General features: G+C 71.6%; 14 protein-coding genes. 10 read left to right on the top strand and 4 right to left on the bottom strand.

The window, feature by feature from the left end; all coding sequences use genetic code 11:
• Positions 1-7 precede the first annotated feature (7 nt).
• A complete protein-coding gene (locus tag ACZ4IF_RS04850) occupies positions 8-1,624 on the bottom strand; it encodes a carboxyl transferase domain-containing protein (protein WP_467559545.1) in 1,617 nt (538 codons plus the stop codon).
• A gap of 96 nt (positions 1,625-1,720) precedes the next feature.
• Here ACZ4IF_RS04850 and ACZ4IF_RS04845 point away from each other — a divergent pair, with 96 nt between their 5' ends.
• The 5 genes from ACZ4IF_RS04845 to ACZ4IF_RS04825 all read left to right on the top strand — a co-directional run bounded on the left by ACZ4IF_RS04845 (position 1,721) and on the right by ACZ4IF_RS04825 (position 6,144).
• Complete coding sequence (locus ACZ4IF_RS04845) at positions 1,721-2,311, top strand: SACE_7040 family transcriptional regulator (protein WP_028803522.1); 591 nt, start codon at positions 1,721-1,723, stop codon at positions 2,309-2,311.
• 100 nt (positions 2,312-2,411) lie between these two features.
• Entirely contained in the window at positions 2,412-3,569 is a 1,158-nt protein-coding gene (locus ACZ4IF_RS04840; RefSeq protein ID WP_028803523.1) for an acyl-CoA dehydrogenase family protein, read from the top strand.
• A 35-nt stretch (positions 3,570-3,604) separates the two neighbouring features.
• The gene (locus tag ACZ4IF_RS04835; protein ID WP_467559542.1) at positions 3,605-4,492 is read left to right on the top strand and encodes an acyl-CoA thioesterase; all 888 of its coding nucleotides are present in this window, start codon (positions 3,605-3,607) and stop codon (positions 4,490-4,492) included.
• Between the two features lie 3 nt (positions 4,493-4,495).
• Positions 4,496-5,473, top strand: a complete 978-nt coding sequence (locus ACZ4IF_RS04830) for a cation diffusion facilitator family transporter (RefSeq protein WP_467559540.1) — start codon at positions 4,496-4,498, stop codon at positions 5,471-5,473.
• Between the two features lie 296 nt (positions 5,474-5,769).
• Positions 5,770-6,144 (top strand): hypothetical protein, encoded by a 375-nt coding sequence (locus tag ACZ4IF_RS04825; RefSeq protein WP_467559538.1) that lies wholly within the window; start codon positions 5,770-5,772, stop codon positions 6,142-6,144.
• Between the two features lie 88 nt (positions 6,145-6,232).
• Here the strand turns inward: ACZ4IF_RS04825 and ACZ4IF_RS04820 are convergent, their stop codons facing one another.
• Both ACZ4IF_RS04820 and ACZ4IF_RS04815 read right to left on the bottom strand, forming a co-directional pair.
• Complete coding sequence (locus ACZ4IF_RS04820) at positions 6,233-7,021, bottom strand: phosphatase (protein ID WP_467559536.1); 789 nt, start codon at positions 7,019-7,021, stop codon at positions 6,233-6,235.
• A 152-nt stretch (positions 7,022-7,173) separates the two neighbouring features.
• A complete protein-coding gene (locus ACZ4IF_RS04815; protein WP_467559534.1) occupies positions 7,174-8,715 on the bottom strand; it encodes a PucR family transcriptional regulator in 1,542 nt (513 codons plus the stop codon).
• A 217-nt stretch (positions 8,716-8,932) separates the two neighbouring features.
• On the opposite strand from ACZ4IF_RS04815, the gene ACZ4IF_RS04810 reads away from it, so the two are divergent.
• The 3 genes from ACZ4IF_RS04810 to ACZ4IF_RS04800 all read left to right on the top strand — a co-directional run bounded on the left by ACZ4IF_RS04810 (position 8,933) and on the right by ACZ4IF_RS04800 (position 13,147).
• Entirely contained in the window at positions 8,933-10,393 is a 1,461-nt protein-coding gene (locus ACZ4IF_RS04810) for a sodium:solute symporter family protein (RefSeq protein WP_467559532.1), read from the top strand.
• A gap of 103 nt (positions 10,394-10,496) precedes the next feature.
• On the top strand, positions 10,497-11,465 hold the full coding sequence (gene speB, locus ACZ4IF_RS04805) for an agmatinase (protein WP_028803529.1): 969 nt from the start codon (positions 10,497-10,499) through the stop codon (positions 11,463-11,465).
• On the top strand, positions 11,462-13,147 hold the full coding sequence (locus ACZ4IF_RS04800) for a thiamine pyrophosphate-binding protein (RefSeq protein WP_467559530.1): 1,686 nt from the start codon (positions 11,462-11,464) through the stop codon (positions 13,145-13,147). Before speB ends, ACZ4IF_RS04800 begins: the two co-directional genes overlap by 4 nt.
• A gap of 61 nt (positions 13,148-13,208) precedes the next feature.
• On the opposite strand, the gene ACZ4IF_RS04795 is transcribed toward ACZ4IF_RS04800, so the two are convergent.
• On the bottom strand, positions 13,209-14,012 hold the full coding sequence (locus tag ACZ4IF_RS04795) for an endonuclease I family protein (protein WP_467559528.1): 804 nt from the start codon (positions 14,010-14,012) through the stop codon (positions 13,209-13,211).
• 339 nt (positions 14,013-14,351) lie between these two features.
• Here ACZ4IF_RS04795 and ACZ4IF_RS04790 point away from each other — a divergent pair, with 339 nt between their 5' ends.
• Entirely contained in the window at positions 14,352-15,287 is a 936-nt protein-coding gene (locus tag ACZ4IF_RS04790) for a serine hydrolase (RefSeq protein ID WP_359498744.1), read from the top strand.
• A 351-nt stretch (positions 15,288-15,638) separates the two neighbouring features.
• Positions 15,639-19,373, top strand: coding sequence for an ABC transporter ATP-binding protein (locus ACZ4IF_RS04785; RefSeq protein WP_467559526.1), 3,735 nt, complete (start codon positions 15,639-15,641; stop codon positions 19,371-19,373).
• Positions 19,374-19,427 lie beyond the last annotated feature (54 nt).

Here is a 19,427-nt window from a genome sequence, read left to right as displayed (position 1 = left end):
GGTCCCCTCACATCCGGAATACGCCGAACTGGGGGTCACCCAGGGGCGCGTTGGCGCAGGCGGTCAAGGCGAGTCCCAGCACCTGCCGGGTCTCCGTCGGGTCGATCACGCCGTCGTCCCAGAGCCGGGCCGTCGCGTAGTAGGCGTTCCCCTGGTGTTCGTACTGGGCGCGGATCGGGGCCTTGAAGGACTCCTCGTCCTCGACGGGCCAGGACTCGCCGCGCCCCTCCAGCTGATCGCGCTTGACGGTCGCGAGGACCGAAGCGGCCTGCTCACCGCCCATCACGGAGATCTTGGCGTTGGGCCACATCCACAGGAAGCGCGGCGAGTAGGCCCGGCCGCACATCGAGTAGTTGCCCGCGCCGTACGACCCGCCGATCACGACGGTGAGCTTCGGGACGCGGGTGCAGGCCACCGCCGTCACCATCTTGGCGCCGTGCTTGGCGATGCCCCCCGCCTCGTACTGGCGGCCCACCATGAACCCGGAGATGTTCTGCAGGAACACCAGGGGGATGCCGCGCTGGTCGCACAGCTCGATGAAGTGGGCGCCCTTCTGGGCGGACTCGGAGAACAGGATGCCGTTGTTCGCGACGATGCCGACCGGGTGTCCGTGGATGCGGGCGAAGCCGGTGACCAGGGTCTGCCCGAACTCCGCCTTGAACTCGGCGAAGCGCGAGCCGTCGACCACGCGCGCGATGACCTCGCGCACGTCGTACGGGGTGCGGGAGTCGACGGGCACCGCGCCGTACAGCCCGTACGGGTCGACCTTGGGCTCGGCCGAGGGCTCCACGGACCAGGGCATCGGGCCGCGCGCCGGCAGGGTCGCCGCGATGTTCCGGACGATCCGCAGCGCGTGGGCGTCGTCCTCCGCCAGGTGGTCGGTGACGCCCGACACACGCGAGTGGACCTCGCCGCCGCCCAGCTCCTCGGCGGTGACGACCTCGCCGGTGGCGGCCTTCACCAGGGGAGGCCCGCCGAGGAAGATCGTGCCCTGATTGCGCACGATCACGGCCTCGTCGCTCATCGCGGGCACATAGGCGCCGCCCGCCGTGCAGGAGCCGAGGACGGCCGCGATCTGCGGGATCCCGGCGCCGGACATCCGGGCCTGGTTGTAGAAGATCCGCCCGAAGTGCTCGCGGTCGGGGAAGACCTCGTCCTGCATGGGCAGGAAGGCACCTCCGGAGTCCACGAGATAGATGCAGGGCAGCCGGTTCTCGAGGGCCACCTCCTGGGCGCGCAGGTGCTTCTTCACCGTCATCGGGTAGTACGTGCCGCCCTTGACCGTGGCGTCGTTGGCGACGATCACGCACTCGCGTCCGCTGACCCTGCCGATCCCGGCGATGACGCCCGCGGCCGGTGCCTGGCCGTCGTACAGCCCGTCGGCGGCGAGCGGGGCCAGCTCGAGGAAGGGCGACCCGGGGTCGAGGAGGGTGTCCACGCGGTCGCGCGGGAGCAGCTTTCCGCGCGCGGTGTGCCGCTCGCGGGCCCGCTCGCCGCCGCCCAGCCGGGCCGCGGCCAGCTTCCGGCGCAGCTCCTCGCCCAGCGCGCGGTGCGCCTCCTCATTGGCCCGCCAGGCGTCCGACGCGGGATCGGCCGCGCTCGTCAGCTCCGGTGCCTCGTGCATCCTGCGGTCCCCTCACCAGTGGTCGACCAGTTAATGAGCGTTAACGCATTTCCTTCAGGTTAACGACCGCTAACCTCCCTGTCTAGAATTGGTTCCATGGCCACCAGAACCGACGCCCCCACCCGCCGTGAGCAGATCCTCAAGGAGGCCGCCCGGCTCTTCGCCGAGCGGGGCTTCCACGGCGTGGGCGTGGACGAGATAGGAGCGGCCGTCGGTATCAGCGGCCCCGGTCTCTACCGCCACTTCCCCGGCAAGGACGCGATGCTCGCCGAGCTGCTGGTGGGCATCAGCGGTCAGCTGCTCACGGGCGGCAAGCGCCGTGTGGCGGAGGCGGACGGGGATGCCGAGGCGGTCCTCGACTCGCTCATCGAGGGGCACATCGACTTCGCGCTCGACGACCGTCCCTTGATCACCCTGCACGACCGGGAGCTGGACCGCCTCCGGGACAGTGACCGCAAGCTGGTGCGGCAGCTCCAGCGGCAGTACGTCGAGCTGTGGGTGGAGGTCGTCCGCGAGGTGTATCCGGCGCTGTCGGAGCCCAGCGCGCGGTCGGCCGTGCACTCGGTCTTCGGCCTGCTGAACTCCACGCCGCACCTGGGCCGCCCGGGTGCCCTGCCGGGCCGCGCGGGGACCGCGGAGCTGCTGCACCGCATGGCCCGCGGCGCCTTCGCGGCGGCCGGGGCGTGACGAGCGTCTCGGGGGGATGACTCTGGACGGCACTTGCGACCCACCGGTAACCTGAAATCTGAGCAAGCGCTTAGACATGCATCCGGTGGAGGTGGCGGCAGTGCGCCGTACGGTGTTCAACGAGGATCACGAGGCGTTCCGGGAGACCCTGCGGGCCTTCATCGAGGCCGAGGTCGTTCCCGTCTACGACGAGTGGTTCGCCGCGGGCCAGGCGCCGCGCGACTTCTACTACAAGCTCGCCGAGCTCGGCGTCTTCGGCATCCGCGTCGACGAGGAGTTCGGCGGCGCCGGCATCGACTCGTACAAGTTCGAAGCCGTGATGTACGAGGAGACCGCCCGCGCCGGTGTCCAGTTCGGCGGCTCCGGCGTGCACGTGCTGCTCGGCCTGCCGTACATCAAGATGCTCGCCACCGACGAGCAGAAGAAGCGCTTCCTGCCGAAGTTCGTCTCCGGCGAGGAGATGTGGGCCCTCGCGATGACCGAGCCGGGCACCGGCTCCGACCTCGCGGGCATGAAGACCACCGCCAAGCTCTCCGAGGACGGCACGCACTACGTCCTCAACGGCGCCAAGACCTTCATCACCGGCGGCGTGCACGCCGACCGTGTGATCGTCTGCGCCCGTACCTCCGCGCCCACCGCCGAGGACCGCCGCTTCGGCATATCCCTCTTCGCCGTGGACACCAAGGCCGAGGGCTACTCCGTCGGCCGCAAGCTCGACAAGCTCGGCCTGAAGACCTCCGACACCGCCGAGCTCGCGTTCGTCGACGTCAAGGTGCCGGTCGAGGACCTCCTCGGCGAGGAGAACAAGGGCTTCTACTACCTCGGCCACAACCTGGCGTCCGAGCGCTGGGGCATCGCCTTCGGCGCGTACGCGCAGGCCAAGGCGGCCGTCCGGTTCGCCAAGGAGTACGTGCAGGACCGCACCGTCTTCGGCAAGACCGTCGCGTCCTTCCAGAACACCAAGTTCGAGCTGGCCGCCTGCCAGGCCGAGGTGGACGCCGCCGAGGCCGTCGCCGACCGCGCCCTGGAGGCTCTCGACGCGGGCGAGCTGACCCCGGCTGAGGCCGCCAGCGCCAAGCTGTTCTGCACCGAGGTGGCACACCGCGTCATCGACCGCTGCCTCCAGCTGCACGGCGGCTACGGCTTCATGAACGAGTACCCGATCGCCCGCCTGTACGCGGACAACCGCGTCAACCGCATCTACGGCGGCACCAGCGAGATCATGAAGACGATCATCGCCAAGGACATGGGTCTGTAAGGGCCGCGAAAAAAGTTCACGGTACAACTGACGACATGAGTCAGGCACTTCAGTCCCTGCTCGATCTGCTCGACCTGGAGCGGATCGAGCAGGACATCTTCCGCGGCCAGTCCCGCTCCGCCGTCGTCCCCCGGGTCTTCGGGGGGCAGGTGGCGGCGCAGGCACTGGTCGCCGCCGGGCGCACGGTCCCCGAGGACCGGCACGCGCACTCCCTGCACGCGTACTTCCTGCGTGCGGGGGACCCCGGCGCGCCCATCGTGTACTCGGTGGACCGCATCCGCGACGGCCGCTCCTTCACCACCCGGCGTGTCGTCGCCGTCCAGCACGGCCAGCCGATCTTCCACCTCTCCGCGTCGTTCCAGGCGTACGAGGAGGGCATGGAGCACCAGGCCCCGATGCCGTCCGCGCCCGACCCGGAGACCCTGCCGACGGGCGCCGAACTGCTGCCGCGGTACGCGGACGTGTTCGCCGACCCGGTCATCGCCGAGCGCCTGCTGGAGGCGCGCGAGTCCGTGGACCTGCGCTACGTCGACGCACCGCCGTACGGCACCGTCGGGGAGATCCGCGAGCCGCGCTCGCAGGTGTGGTTCCGCACCAACGGCAAGCTCGACGGGGCCATCGACGAACCGCTGCTGCATGTCGTCCTCGCCACGTACGTCTCGGACATGACGCTCCTCGACTCCGTCCTGCTCGCGCACGGGCGCGGCGGCTGGGCGGTCGGTGACGTCGTCGGGGCCTCCCTGGACCACGCGATGTGGTTCCACCGCCCGTTCCGCGCCGACGAATGGCTGCTGTACGACCAGGAGTCGCCGTCCGCGTCGGGCGGCCGGGGCCTTGGCCAGGCCCGTATCTACACCCAGGACGGCCGACTGGCGATCTCGGTGATCCAGGAGGGCGTGGTCCGCATCCCTCGGTCAGACTGAGGCATGGCTGAAGAGGCTGGAGCACAGCGCGGCGACGGCGGCGGCGAGAGCACCTTCACGGTGATCGTCGCCGCCGTCGCCAATCTCGGCATCGCGCTCGCCAAGGCGGTAGCCGGCCTCATCAGCGGTTCCAGCGCGATGCTGTCGGAGGCCGCGCACTCCGTCGCCGACACCGTCACCGAGGGGCTGTTGCTGACGGCGCTGAAGCGCAGCGAGAAACCGGCCGACGAGGACCATCCGCTGGGATACGGCCCGGAGCGCTACATCTGGGCGCTGCTCGCCGCCGTCGCCACCTTCGTGGGCGGTGCGGTCTTCTCCCTGTACGACGGCATTCACACCCTGGTCGCGGGCGAGGAGCTCGGCGACCCGCTCGTCTCCTACATCGTGCTCGGCATCGCCTTCGTGCTGGAAGGCTTCTCCCTGCGGACGGGCGTGCGGCAGGCGCGGGGCGAGGCCGAGCGCCACGGCGCGCCGTTCCAGCGGTACCTCAGGCGCACACCCGACACCGCCGTGAAGGCCGTCGTCATGGAGGACTCGGCCGCGCTGGTGGGTCTGCTGCTCGCCGCGGGCGGCCTGCTGGGCGGTCAGCTCACCGGCTCGGGTGTCTGGGACGGCGTCGCGTCGCTGTGCATCGGCCTCCTGCTGCTGTACGTGGCCTGGGTTCTCGGCCGCTCCAACGCGGAGTTGCTCATCGGCCGCGCCCTGCCCCGGCCGGTGCGGGAGGGGATCAGGGCCGAGCTGCTGGCCGTCGAGCACGTGGAGGCCGTACTGGAGCTGACGACTCTGGTGCAGGGGCCGCGGGAGGCGCTGGTCGCGGCCAAGGTCGACTTCCGTGACGTGTCGACCGCCGCCCAGGTCGAACGGGCCTGCGAGCGGGCCGAAGAGCGTCTGCGGGCGGCGTTTCCCGTGGTGAGCCGGGTGTACCTCGACCCCACCCCGGGGCCCGGCAGTGGCGGGCCGACCGGGGCGCATGATGCCTGAGTTGTTCTCGAGATGACGTGTGACGGGTGCGGGATTAGTCTTTATGGGTGAAATGCCGCGACGCACGGCATACCGGCCGACGAGGTTCCGTCACCACGGGAACCCGGTCACAGCGGTCACCCGCGCAACCTGGCGCAGGGGGCTCTGGAGACGTCGGCGGCAGGGCCGTGCTCCTCAGAATCCCGCGGTAAGCCCATAGACCGCGCCGCACCTTCTTCCTTCTTCTGCGGCGGCGGCCATCCACCTCGCGTCGGTCCTTCTGGGAGCCGCGAGAGACGATGGAGAGGTATTTTCCCATGCGATCACAACGCGCCAGGCGCGTCTTCGTGATGTCGGCTGCCGGTCTGCTGATGGCCGGTGGTGCCGCGATCGGCACGGCGGGCACCGCTTCGGCGAGCTCGAACCACAACTCCAGTTACAGCAGTTCGTGGAACGACGACGACGACGACAACGGCTACGGCTACGGCGGCTACGACGACGACGACGACAACGGCTACGGCGGCGGCTACGGCGGCGACCACGGCGGCGGCGGTTACGGCGGTGACCACGGCGGCGGCGGTTACGGCGGTGGCGGTAACGGCGGCGGCGGTGGTCACGGCGGTGGCGGCGGCGGTCACGGCGGCGGCGGTGGCGGCGGCCACGGCGGCGGCGGTGGCGGCGGCGGACACTGATCCCGACCGCACCGAATAGGGCGATGTGCGACTCCGTCAGCGGAGTCGCACATCGCGCCGGTCCACGGCCCAGGGGTCGTGGACCGGGCTACGCCAGGCCCGCCTCGGCCAGCAGATAGGCCGTCATGGGGTCGTAGTACCGAGGGCTCTTGACGTGGTCGTCCAGGGGGATCGTCACCTGGAGCGTCCCTTCGGCCTCCGCGAGGAACAGCGCGGGGTCGTTGCAGTCCGCGTACCCGATGGAGTCCAGGCCGAGCTGGCCGGCGCAGCCCGCCCACCCGTGGTCCGCGACGACCAGGTCGGGCAGCGGACGGCCCTCGCGCTCCAGACCGGTGAGGATCGCCCGCATCGGCTCGCCCGAGTGGGTGTGCCAGAGGGTGGCGCCGTGCTCCAGGACGGCGACGTCCGCGAACTGGAAGACATAACCCTCGTCGGTCTGCAGACCGTCCGGGATGACGACGATCTCGCAGCCGGCGGCACGCAGGGCCGCGGCGGTCGCGCGGTGCACGTCGAGCAGACCCCCCGGGTGCCCGGTCGCGAACAGCACCCGCTGCTCGCCGTCGGCCGCCTTGCGCAACCGGGCCGCGGCCCGCTCCAGCGCGTCCACCGTCAGCTCGGGGTCGATGGTGTCCTGCCCGTACCGGTACTCCGGGTCGTCGCTCACCCCGCAGCGCTCCGCCATCACCGCGAGGACGTCCTGCTCGTCGGTCCAGCGGTCGCCGAGCTCCAGGCCGAGCCAGAAGTTGCGGTCGCCGTTCGCGAGCTTGCGGTAGTGGGAGAGGTTGTTCTCGCGGGGCGTGGCGACGTCACCCGCGATGCGGGTCCGTACGAGGTGGTCGACGAGCTCGGCGCGGCTGGGGGTCCCGGGTATCGGCATGCCTCCCATTGTGCCGGTGCGCCCGGTCGCAGGGGTGGCCGTCCCGACCGCTGGGACACGGGTCACTCGGCGGCCGACGGGCACTCATGTGCCCGTGCCGGCCCGCGGACCTGGGGCCTCGCCGACCCGCCGGGACGAACCGCCCACAGGCGTCAGTCCTGCCGCAGGGCGAACCACAACTCCATCCGCACATCCGGATCGTCGAGATCCGCCCCCAGCAACGCGGCGCACCGGGCGATGCGTTGGCGGACCGTGTTGCGGTGCACCGACAGGGCGACCGCCGTGCGGTCCCAACTGCCGTGCAGGGAGAGCCAGGTGCGAAGGGTCTCGGTGAGCGCGGGGGTGCCGGCGACGGGGGCGAGCAGGGTGCGTGCGTGCGCCTCGGCGTCCGCAGGGGGGACGAGGTCCGCCAGCACCGGACGCTCGCCGTGCCGGACCAGCGCGGTGCGTGTCGCGCGGGCGCGGGCCAGGGCACGGGCGGCCTGGGTGTCGGCGGTCGGCCACTCCGGCGGGGCGACGGGCGCGCTGACCCCGCACGTCCAGCCCGCCTGCTCGTCGGGCACGCGGTCGCCGGGGACGAGGACGCGGACGACGTCACCGTCGGCGTCGACCAGCGCGGAGCCCAGCGCCGCCCCGAGCGCGGACGCGGCGACGGCGTCCGGCGCGGGGCCGTCGGCGGCGGGCCGCGCGTGCACGACGACCCAGCGGTCGTCGCCGAGCAGCGGGGCCACGTCCTGCGGCGCGGCCCCGAGCAGCATGCGGACGAGCGCCGCCGTGCGCGCCGCGCCGCTGCCGCTCTGGTGCTCGCCGGTGAGCAGGGAGAGCAGCACGGCCGCCACGGAGGCGATGGTGTGGTCCCCCGGTTCGCGGTGCGGTGCGCCGACGCCGAGCACGAAGCCCCGCCCGGCGCCGAGGGCGTAGGCGGACAGGTGGAGACCGCCCGCGGTGTCGGCGGCGGAGGTGGGGCCGGGACCCTTGCCCTTTTCGGGCCGCACGACGGCGGCGAGCTCAGCGAGCGCCCCGGCGGCGGAGGACCCCGCGGCCGGGGCCGTCCGGCCCGCCGTGGCCAGTACCGCGCCGTCCGGTCCGTACAGCACGGCCCAGCCGCTCACGCGCCGGGCGAGCTGCCGCAGCACGGCGGGCACCGGGTCCGGCCGCGCCGCGGCGGCGGCAAGGCTCTGCTGGGCCTCCGTGGTGCGCCGCAGCTCCGCCATGCGGGCCTGGGCCATCAGCTGCCAGACGGCGCGCGCCACCCCGGAGAAGGTGGTCTGGGGCGGGACCTCCAGCAGGGGAAGCCCGTGGGTGTCGCAGGCGGCGACCAGCGCGCGCGGCACGGTGTCGTGCACCGGAGCCAGCCCGAACCCCAGTGCCGCCCCGCCCGCCGCCACGATCCGCGAGACATAGGCGTCGAAGTACTCCTCCAGGCTGCCTGCTCCGCCCGGCCGGGGAGGGCCTCCGTCCGGGCCCGCCGCCTCCGGGACGTGCACCCCGGCGGTCAGCAGCAGCTCGCCGCCGAGCAGGTACGGATAGGGGTCCGCCATCTCCGACGTGTGCGCCCAGTGGATCAGCGTGCCCTTGTCCACCGGTCCGGCGATCTGGCGCAGCCCGAGGTCCTCCCGGGCGGTCAGCGCGCTCAGCGGCACCGGTGTGGTGGGTGGGGTGGGAGGTGCGAAAGGGGCAGATGGATCCGGCATGGTGGACGTTTTCTCCATCCGGTTCAGAAACAGTGGATGAAACGTACACTTCAGAGTCGCTTTTCGGCCACCTAGGGTCAGTGCCGTCGGCAGCCGCGGGTACGGGCGTATGTCCCCGCGATCCGCTGTCGGTCTCCCGGCCGGGGCGTTGCTCCCGGCCGCGTCCCCCAACCATCTGCACGACACGCCACCGAGAGTGCGCGAAGGAGGGCCCAGCATGGCCGTCGACTACACAGTGATCGTCGTCTACCTGGCCGGCATGCTTGCCATGGGCTGGTGGGGCATGCGCCGCGCCAAGTCCAAGAGTGAGTTCCTCGTGGCGGGACGACGGCTGGGTCCGGCCATGTACTCCGGCACCATGGCCGCCATCGTCCTCGGCGGCGCGTCCACCATCGGAGGCGTCGGCCTCGGCTACCAGTACGGGCTCTCCGGCGCCTGGATGGTGTTCACCATCGGGCTCGGCCTGCTCGCCCTGTCGATCTTCTTCTCGGCGCGCATAGCCCGGCTGAAGGTCTACACCGTCTCCGAGATGCTCGACCTGCGCTACGGCGGCCGGGCCGGCGTGATCTCCGGCGTCGTCATGTGGGCGTACACCCTCATGCTCGCGGTCACCTCGACCATCGCGTACGCCACGATCTTCGACGTCCTGTTCGACATGAACCGCACGCTCGCCATCGTCCTCGGCGGCTCCATCGTCGTGGCGTACTCGACGCTCGGCGGCATGTGGTCGATCACCCTCACCGACATGGTGCAGTTCGTCGTGAAGACCATCGGTGTGCTGCTGCTCCTGCTGCCCATCGCGGTGGTCAAGGCCGGCGGCTTCAGCGAGATGAAGGCCAAGCTGCCCACCGAGTACTTCGACCCGCTGGGCATCGGCGGCGAGACGATCTTCACCTACGTGCTCATCTACACCTTCGGCATGCTGATCGGGCAGGACATCTGGCAGCGCGTGTTCACCGCGCGCAGCGACAGGACGGCCAAGTGGGGCGGCACCGTCGCGGGCACCTACTGCCTGGTCTACGCCCTCGCCGGCGCCGTCATCGGCACCGCCGCCAAGGTGATGTATCCCAAGCTGCCCAGCGCCGACACCGCCTTCGCGACCATCGTCAAGGACGAACTCCCCGTCGGTGTGCGCGGACTGGTGCTGGCCGCCGCCCTCGCGGCCGTCATGTCCACCTCCTCCGGTGCCCTCATCGCCTGCGCCACCGTCGCCAACAACGACATCTGGTCGCGGGTGCGCGGTGTCGTGCGGCGGGACGGCGAGGAGCACGACGAGGTCAAGGGCAACCGCGTCTTCATCCTCATCATGGGTGTCGCGGTGATCTGTACGGCCATCGCGCTGAACAACGTCGTCGAGGCGCTGACCGTCGCCTACAACCTGCTCGTCGGCGGCCTGCTCGTGCCGATCCTCGGCGGCCTGCTGTGGAAGCGCGGGACCGCGGCCGGCGCGCTGGCCTCCGTCGTCGTCGGCGGCCTCGCGGTCATCGGCCTGATGGCGGGCTACGGCATCCTCGCGAACGAGCCCGTCTACTACGGCCTGCTGTCCTCGCTCGTCGCCTACGTGGTGGTCTCGCTGGCCACCAAGCCGACCGAGGCCGCCGTCCTCGCCGCCTGGCGGGAGCGCCTGGCCGGCCGGGGCACCGAACCCCAGTCCGAGCCGGTCCCGGCTCACCAGTAGAGTCCTCGCAGTCGTACAAAGAAGTACATAGCCGTGCATGCATGTACAGGACTGCGCATAGCTGTAAATACGCGATGACGCGTAAGAGGAAAGGCACTTCACCATGAGCAGCAACGAGACGCCCCGCGGTCCCGTCGACTCGTCCCGCATCCCGCGGTACGCGGGCCCCGCGACCTTCGCCCGGCTGCCGCGCCTCGACGAGGTCGGCACCGCCGACGTCGCCGTGGTCGGCGTGCCGTTCGACTCCGGCGTCTCGTACCGGCCGGGCGCCCGCTTCGGCGGCAACGCGATCCGCGAGGCGTCCCGGCTGCTGCGCCCCTACAACCCCGCGCAGGACGCCTCCCCGTTCGCCCTCGCGCAGGTCGCCGACGCCGGCGACATCGCGGCGAACCCGTTCAACATCAACGAGGCCGTGGAGACCGTCGAGGCCGCCGCGGACGAGATCCTCGGCACCGGCGCCCGCATGATGACCCTGGGCGGCGACCACACCATCGCGCTGCCGCTGCTGCGCTCGGTCGCCAAGAAGCACGGCCCGGTCGCGCTGCTCCACTTCGACGCGCACCTCGACACCTGGGACACGTACTTCGGCGCCGAGTACACGCACGGCACCCCGTTCCGCCGGGCCGTCGAGGAGGGCATCCTCGACACCGAGGCGCTCTCCCACGTCGGCACCCGCGGCCCGCTGTACGGCAAGCAGGACCTCACCGACGACGAGAAGATGGGTTTCGGCATCGTCACCTCGGCCGACATCTACCGCCGCGGCGCGGACGAGGTCGCCGACCAGCTCCGCCAGCGCATCGGTGACCGCCCGCTCTACATCTCCATCGACATCGACTGCCTCGACCCGGCCCACGCCCCGGGCACCGGCACCCCGGAGGCGGGCGGCATGACCTCCCGCGAGCTGCTGGAGATCCTGCGCGGACTGTCCTCCTGCAACCTGGTCTCCGCCGACGTCGTGGAGGTCGCGCCGGCCTACGACCACGCGGAGATCACCGCCGTGGCCGCGTCCCACACGGCGTACGAGCTGACCACCATCATGTCCCGCCAGATCGCGGAGGCCCGGAACAAGTGACCCACGACCACGACCTGGTACTCCGTCCGACGGCGGCACAGACGCAGGCCGCGCTCGACCCGCCCGCCGGCCGCAACGGCGGAGACCTGGTCGTGGAGACCCTCACGGGTCTCGGGGCGACCACCGTCTTCGGACTGCCCGGCCAGCACGCGCTGGGCATGTTCGACGCGCTGAGCCGTTCCGCGTTGCGGTACGTCGGCCTGCGCGTCGAGAACAACGCGGGGTTCGCGGCCGACGCCTACGGCCGGATCACCGGCGAGGCCGCGCCGCTGCTGCTGTCGACCGGCCCGGGGGCGCTGACCTCCCTGGCCGCGCTCCAGGAGGCGGCGGCGGCCTCCGCCCCCGTCCTCGCGATCAGCAGCCAGATCCCCACCGCGGGTCTCGGCGGCGGACGCCACGGCTATCTGCACGAACTCCCCGACCAGCAGGCGTCGTTCCGGGGCATCGTGAAGTCGGTCCACACGGTCCGCACGCAGTCGCAGATCCCGTCGGCGATCGCGGCGGCCTGGAAGTCGGCGCTGACCGCTCCGCACGGACCGGTCTGGGTGGAGATCCCGCAGGACGTGCTCCTCGCCGGGACGGACCTGCCGGTGGTGACCGCGGTGGACGCGACCCCCGAGGACCTGGCGCCGCGCCCCGAACTGACCGCGGTGGCGGCCGACCTGCTGTCGAAGGCGGCCCGCCCGGCGATCATCGCGGGCGGGGGAGTGGTCCGCGCGGACGCCGCGGGCAAGCTGCTCCAGCTGGCGGAGCGGCTCCAGGCCCCCGTCGTCACGACCTTCGGAGGCAAGGGCGCCTTCCCCTGGGAGCACCCGCTCTCCCTCCAGTCCTGGCTGGAGGACCGCCACACCACCGACTTCCTGGAGGACGCGGACGTCCTCCTGGTCGTGGGCTCGGGCCTCGGTGAACTCTCCTCGAACTACCACACGTTCAAGCCCCGCGGCCGGGTGATCCAGATCGAGGCCGACCTCGGCAAGCTGGAGTCCAACCACCCCGCGCTCGGTGTCCACGCCGACGCCCGCCTCGCCCTCCAGGCCCTGCTGGAGACGGTCGGGGAGCGCACGGACCCGACGGCCGCCGAGCGGGTGCGCACGGTCCTCGACAAGGTCGCCGAGCGCATCGGCTCCCAGGAACTCACCCTGGAGCAGCAGGTGCTGGCGTCGGTGCGCCGGGCCCTGCCGGACGACTCCCCGTCGTTCTGGGACATGACGATCCTGGCGTACTGGGCGTGGTCGGCGTTCGACGCGCGCGGCGCGAACACCATGCACTCCGCCCAGGGTGCGGGCGGCCTCGGCTACGGCTTCCCGGCGGCCCTCGGCGCGGCGGTGGCCGACCCCACCCGCCCGGTGCTCGCGGTCTCCGGCGACGGCGGTGCCCTCTACTCGATCGCCGAGCTCGCCGCGGCCCGGCAGCACGACCTGAACGTCACCTGGCTCATCGTCGACGACGGCGGGTACGGCATCCTCCGCGAGTACATGACGGACGCCTTCGGCCGGCCGACCGCGACGGAGCTGTCCCGCCCGGACTACGTGGCCCTGGCCGAGTCCTTCGGGGTGCCGGGCGTGCGCACGAGCCCCGAGACCCTGGAGGAGGACCTGGCGAAGGCACTGGCCACGCCCGGCCCCTCGGTGGTGCTGCTCCCCGCGGTCCTGCGGATGTTCGCGCCGACCCACCTGGGCTGACGCCGCGCCGGACGGCGGTGAACTCCCCCCATGGAGTGGGGAGTTCACCGCCGTCGTGCTGCTACCAGATCGCGTCCACCCACTCCGGGTGGTCGATGAACGGGTTGCGGTTGTGCTGGTAGGTGTCGTAGATGACCTGGTTGCGCTTCTCCTCGAAGGCGCTCGGCGGGTCCTCGTCGTTCCACTGCTTGAGGACGGACAGCTTGCCGATGTACGGGTTGCTGCCGTTGTCGACCTTCTCGTTCGGCTCCAGGTCGGCGAAGCCGTCGCCCCCGTCGTAGCGGACCGCCATGTAGAGGATCATGCGGGCCACGTCGCCCTTGTCCGCGTCGCGCGGCTCGAAGGAGTCGGAGTCGGTGAGGCTGCCGCCCCCGCCGCTGACCGTGCTGCCCCCGTTGTCGAAGTCCTTGTTGCCGCGGATGCTGTTGACCTGGACGTCCGCGGGGCGCAGGTGGTGCAGGTCGGTGCCGGGTCCGGTCACCTCGCCGAAGTCGCCGTGCGACTTGGCCCACACGTGCTCGCGGTTCCAGTCGCCCGTGTCGCCGCCGTTGAGGGACTTGGCGCGCGAGACGCCGCTGTAGAGCAGGATCACGTTGTTGCTGTTGTTCGGGTCCTGGTCGGTGACCTTCAGCGCGTCCCAGACCGCCGCGTACGAGATCTTGCTCTGGCTGCTGATGATGGTGTGCAGCGAGGACTTGAGGCTCGCACCCGTCTTGCCGACGGCGTTCTTGTAGTACGTGCTGTCGTACGAGGTCGTCGTCGCGCTCGCGGGGCCGGCGGTCGCCGCGGGCAGCGTGAGGCCGACCAGCAGGGCCGAGACGGCCAGTGCCGGCGTCTTCCAGCGGTGCATGTGCGTCACGGGCATGTGGGGGCGTCCGATCTACGCGGGTTGATTGAGCGGGCAACCGGAGCGTGACATGGACATGTGTACAAGGTGGTGAAGGCGAGGTGACCGTTGTGTGTCGGAACCTCGCAAGTCGCCTGCGCCGAGGGCCTTTTGACGCGCCCGACGGCCTCGCCTCGGAGCACGGCGGGAGACCCGCCCGGCGAGGTGGTTCGGGGCCCGCCGGGCGGCGTGGTCGGGGGCCGGACCCGAGCCGTCCCGCGGGGAACGCCCGTACAACTTTCGGCCGGGTGTGTGAGTCAACAGAGGCGAGCGCGCCTCAGGCGCCCTCGTATCGGTTCAAGGGGATGGGAAGCCTCCATGACTCACCGGATATCCCGGGGTGCCCGTGTGCTCGCAGCGAGCCTCGGTGCCGCGGTGGTCGTGCCGTTCGTGGCGTCCGCCGCGCCCGCCGCCGCCGCGACGCCTCAGGTCAGCTGCACATCGGCCAAGGCGGGCCTGGCCGCCAAACTGCAGAGGGACATCACCGCCGCGCTCGCGGGCCGTTCGGGCACCGTCGCCGTCGGTCTCTACGACCGGACCACGAAGACGACGTGCTCGCTGCGTTCGAGTACGGCCTACGACTCCGCCAGCGTCGTCAAGGTGACGGTCCTCGCCACGCTGCTGTGGGACGCCAAGAAGCACAACCGCTACCTCACGCAGCGCGAGGCCGACCTCGCCAAGGCCATGATCACCAAGTCGGACAACAACGCGACCACGAGCCTGTGGAATCAGCTCGGCATGACGAAGATCAAGGGCTTCCTCACGGCGGCGGCCATGACCCAGACCAAGCCGGGCACCGGCGGCTACTGGGGCCTGACCCAGATCACCGTGACGGACGAGCAGAAGCTGCTCAAGCTCGTCACCGCCAAGAACACGGTGCTGAGCGACAACTCCCGGGCGTACATCCTCAAGCTCATGGGCCAGGTCATCTCCTCCCAGCGCTGGGGCACGCCGGCCGGGGCGCCCTCGTCCGTCGCCGTGCACGTCAAGAACGGCTGGCTGTCGCGGTCCACGCACGGCTGGCGTGTGCACAGCGTCGGCACCTTCAACGGCGGCGGCCACGACTACATGATCACCGTGCTCACCCACGGCAACAGCACCATGAACTACGGCGTCACCACCATCCAGAACGTCGCCAAGGTCATCCACCGGGACCTGGTCCCGACGACGTCCACGAGCAGCGCCACCGTCCAGCGGTACGTGCCGACCAGCACGCCCCGGGAGGCGTTCCCGGCGGTGCCGTCCAACGGCTGACCCGTCCCAGGGGTCTCGGAGCCCGGGCAACCGGCTCCGGGGCCCGGCCGGCAGCACCCGGCGGGTGGATCTCCCGCGCCGTCGCGCGCGGCGAACGGCCCGGTCCACCCTCTCCGCGGCGACACCGAGGCGCCCCACGGTCACGTACCGTGGCCGAGTCCGCCCGCTCGCCCCCTCTGGCCACCTCTCCGGCAGGCGACGACGGCCTCGGCATCGTCCAGGTCGCGCGGACCCTCGTCACCGACCGTGACCCCGCCGTCGTTCCGGACCCGAAATTGTTGCGGAGGGATGAAATCCGGTTGTTTCGGCGTTGGCCCTTCCGGCAGATCAGGACGGACGGAAGGCATCGGCGTGGAGACGCAGCGGGGATGGGCACGGCGGCTCGCCGGGTACGCGTGGCGGTACCCGAAGGACGTCCTGCTCGCGCTCGGCTCCTCGCTCGCGGGCATGGCGGTCCTGGCGCTGGTCCCGCTGATCACCAAGGTGATCATCGACGACGTCGTCGGTGACCACACCCGCGGCATGGCCCCCTGGGCCGGCGCGCTCATCGGCGCCGCCGTCCTCGTCTACGGCCTCACCTACGTCCGTCGTTTCTACGGCGGACGCCTCGCCCTCGACGTCCAGCACGACCTGCGGACCGAGATGTACGAGACGATCACCCGCCTCGACGGGCGGCGTCAGGACGAACTGTCCACCGGCCAGGTCGTCGGGCGGGCCACCAGTGACCTCCAGCTGATCCAGGGCCTGCTCTTCATGCTCCCGATGACCATCGGGAACCTGTTGCTCTTCGTGATGTCTCTCGTGATCATGGCCTGGCTGTCGCTGCCGCTGACCCTGGTCGCGCTCGCCGTCGCCCCGGCCCTCTGGTTCATCGCCAAGCGCAGCCGCTCCCGTCTGCACCCCGCCACCTGGTACGCGCAGGCGCAGGCCGCCGCCGTCGCGGGCGTCGTCGACGGCGCCGTCACCGGCGTACGCGTGGTGAAGGGCTTCGGACAGGAGGAACAGGAGACCGGGAAGCTCCGCGAGGTCGGGCGCCGGCTCTTCGCCGGGCGCCTGCGCACCATCCGGCTGAACGCCAAGTACACCCCCGCGCTCCAGGCCGTCCCGGCCCTCGGCCAGGTCGCGATGCTCGCGCTGGGCGGCTGGCTCGCCGTGCGCGGACAGATCACCCTCGGCACCTTCGTCGCGTTCTCCTCCTACCTCGCCCAGCTCGTCGGACCCGTGCGGATGCTCGCCGTCGTGCTGACCGTCGGACAGCAGGCCCGCGCCGGTGCCGAGCGCGTGCTGGAACTGATCGACACCCGGCCGTCCATCCAGGAGGGCACCAAGACGCTGCCCGCCGACGCGCCCGCGAGCGTCGAGTTCGACGACGTGTCCTTCGGCTACGAGAAGGGGCGGCCGGTCCTCGACGGGCTCAGCTTCGAGATCCGGCCGGGCGAGACCCTCGCCGTCGTCGGCTCCTCGGGGTCGGGCAAGTCGACCGTGTCGCTGCTCATGCCCCGCTTCTACGACGTGACGCACGGCGCCGTCCTCATCGGCGGGCACGACGTCCGCGAGCTGACGACCGAGTCGCTGCGCGCCGCGATCGGGCTCGTCCCCGAGGACTCCTTCCTCTTCTCCGACACCGTGCGCGCCAACATCGCGTACGGCCGCCCCGAGGCCACCCAGGACGAGATCGAGACGGCCGCGCGTGCCGCCCAGGCCGACCGGTTCATAGCCGAGCTGCCCGAGGGGTACGACACGAAGGTCGGCGAGCACGGCCTCACGCTCTCCGGCGGCCAGCGCCAGCGGGTCGCGCTGGCCCGCGCCATCCTGACCGACCCCCGCCTGCTGGTCCTCGACGACGCCACGTCCGCCGTCGACGCCCGCGTCGAGCACGAGATCCACGAGGCGCTCAAGCAGGTCATGGAGGGCCGCACGACGCTGCTGATCGCGCACCGGCGTTCCACCCTCAACCTCGCCGACCGCATCGCCGTGCTCGACGCCGGGCGGCTGGCCGACATCGGCACCCACGAGGAGCTCCAGGACCGCTCCCCGCTCTACCGGCGGCTGCTCACCGACCCCGACGAGCTCGGCGGGGTCTCGCCCGGCCACGAACTGCCGTCCGTCCCGCCGGAGGACACCTCCGTGCGGGAGGAGCTGGACGCCGAGTTCGACGCCGAGCGGGGCGTCACCCCGCACCTGTGGACCGGCGACCGTGAGCCCAAGGACGACGCGCTCACCGGCATGCCCGCCACCCCCGAGCTCCTCGCCCAGGTGGAGGCCCTGCCGCCCGCCGTGGACGCCCCGCACGTCGACGAGGCCCGCGCGGTCACCCCCGAGGACTCCTACGGGCTGCGGCGGCTGCTGCGCGGCTTCGGGGCGCCGCTCCTGGTGAGCCTCGGGCTCGTCGCCGTCGACGCGGGCATGGGCCTGCTGCTGCCCGTGCTGATCCGGCACGGCATCGACGAGGGCGTGACCCGCATGGCCCTCGGCGCGGTGTGGGCGGCGGCCGGCCTCGGACTGGTCACCGTGCTCGTCCAGTGGGCGGCCCAGATCGGCGAGACCCGGATGACGGGACGGACCGGCGAGCGCGTCCTGTACACGCTGCGCCTGAAGATCTTCGCGCAGCTGCAGCGTCTCGGACTCGACTACTACGAGCGGGAGCTGACGGGCCGGATCATGACCCGCATGACGACCGACGTCGACGCCCTGTCGACGTTCCTCCAGACGGGCCTGGTCACCGCGTTCGTCTCGGTCGTCACCTTCTTCGGCATCATGGGCGTGCTGCTGGTGATCGACGTGCAGCTGGCGCTGGTCGTCTTCGTGACGCTGCCGCCGCTGATCGTCGCCACGTTCTTCTTCCGCCGGGCGAGCGTGAAGGCGTACGAACTCGCCCGCGAGCGCGTGTCGGTGGTCAACGCCGACCTCCAGGAGTCGGTGTCCGGACTGCTGATCCTCCAGGCCTTCCGGCGCGAGGGCTCCGGCGGGCGGCGGTTCGCCGAGCGCAGCGACAGCTACCGCCAGGCGCGGATCCGCGGGCAGCGGCTGATATCCGTGTACTTCCCGTTCGTGCAGCTGCTGTCGTCGGTCGCGGCGGCGGCCGTGCTGATCGTGGGCGCCCACCGGGTGGACGCGGGCACACTGACGACCGGCGCCCTGGTCGCCTATCTCCTCTACATCGACCTGTTCTTCGCGCCCGTCCAGCAGCTCTCCCAGGTCTTCGACGGCTACCAGCAGGCCACCGTCTCGCTCGGCCGTATCCAGGAGCTGCTGCGGGAGCCGACGTCGACGAAGGCCGCCGACGCGCCGATGGAGGTGCGCTCGCTGCGCGGCGAGATCGCCTTCCAGGACGTCGACTTCGCCTACAACGCCGCCGACGGAAAGGACGCGGAGGAAGCTCTCAGCGGGGTGTCGCTGCGCATACCGGCCGGGCAGACCGTCGCCTTCGTCGGCGAGACCGGCGCCGGCAAGTCGACGCTGGTGAAGCTGGTGGCGAGGTTCTACGACCCGACGGGTGGGCAGGTCACCGTCGACGGCACCGACCTGCGGGCCCTCGACATCACCGCGTACCGCCACCGGCTCGGCGTGGTCCCGCAGGAGGCGTACCTCTTCCAGGGCACGGTCCGCGACGCCATCGCGTACGGCCGCCCGGACGCCGCCGACGCCGAGGTGGAGGCCGCCGCCCGTGCGGTGGGCGCGCACGACATGATCGCCACCCTGGAGGGCGGCTATCTGCACGAGGTCGCCGAGCGGGGCCGCAACCTGTCCGCCGGGCAGCGCCAGCTGATCGCACTGGCCCGCGCCGAGCTGGTGGATCCGGACGTCCTGCTGCTCGACGAGGCCACCGCCGCGCTGGACCTGGCGACGGAGGCGCTGGTCAACCAGGCCACCGACCGGCTCGCCGGGCGCCGCACCACCCTGGTCGTCGCCCACCGGCTGACGACCGCCGCCCGCGCGGACCGGGTCGTCGTGATGGACCACGGCCGGGTCGTCGAGGACGGCACGCACGACGAACTGCTGCGGCAGGACGGCCGCTACGCCGAGCTGTGGCGGACGTTCGTGGGGGCGCCGGAGCCGGAGGAACCCGTGGGATCCACGGCCTGACGCCCCCGGCGGTCCGCCGGCGGCGGGTTGCGCGTCGCCGCCCGGTGTCCCCGC

Source organism: Streptomyces sp. NPDC025784 (assembly GCF_055558435.1).
The sequence above is the reverse complement of the archived record's forward strand: the minus strand, read 5'-3'. Positions and strand labels throughout refer to the sequence as shown.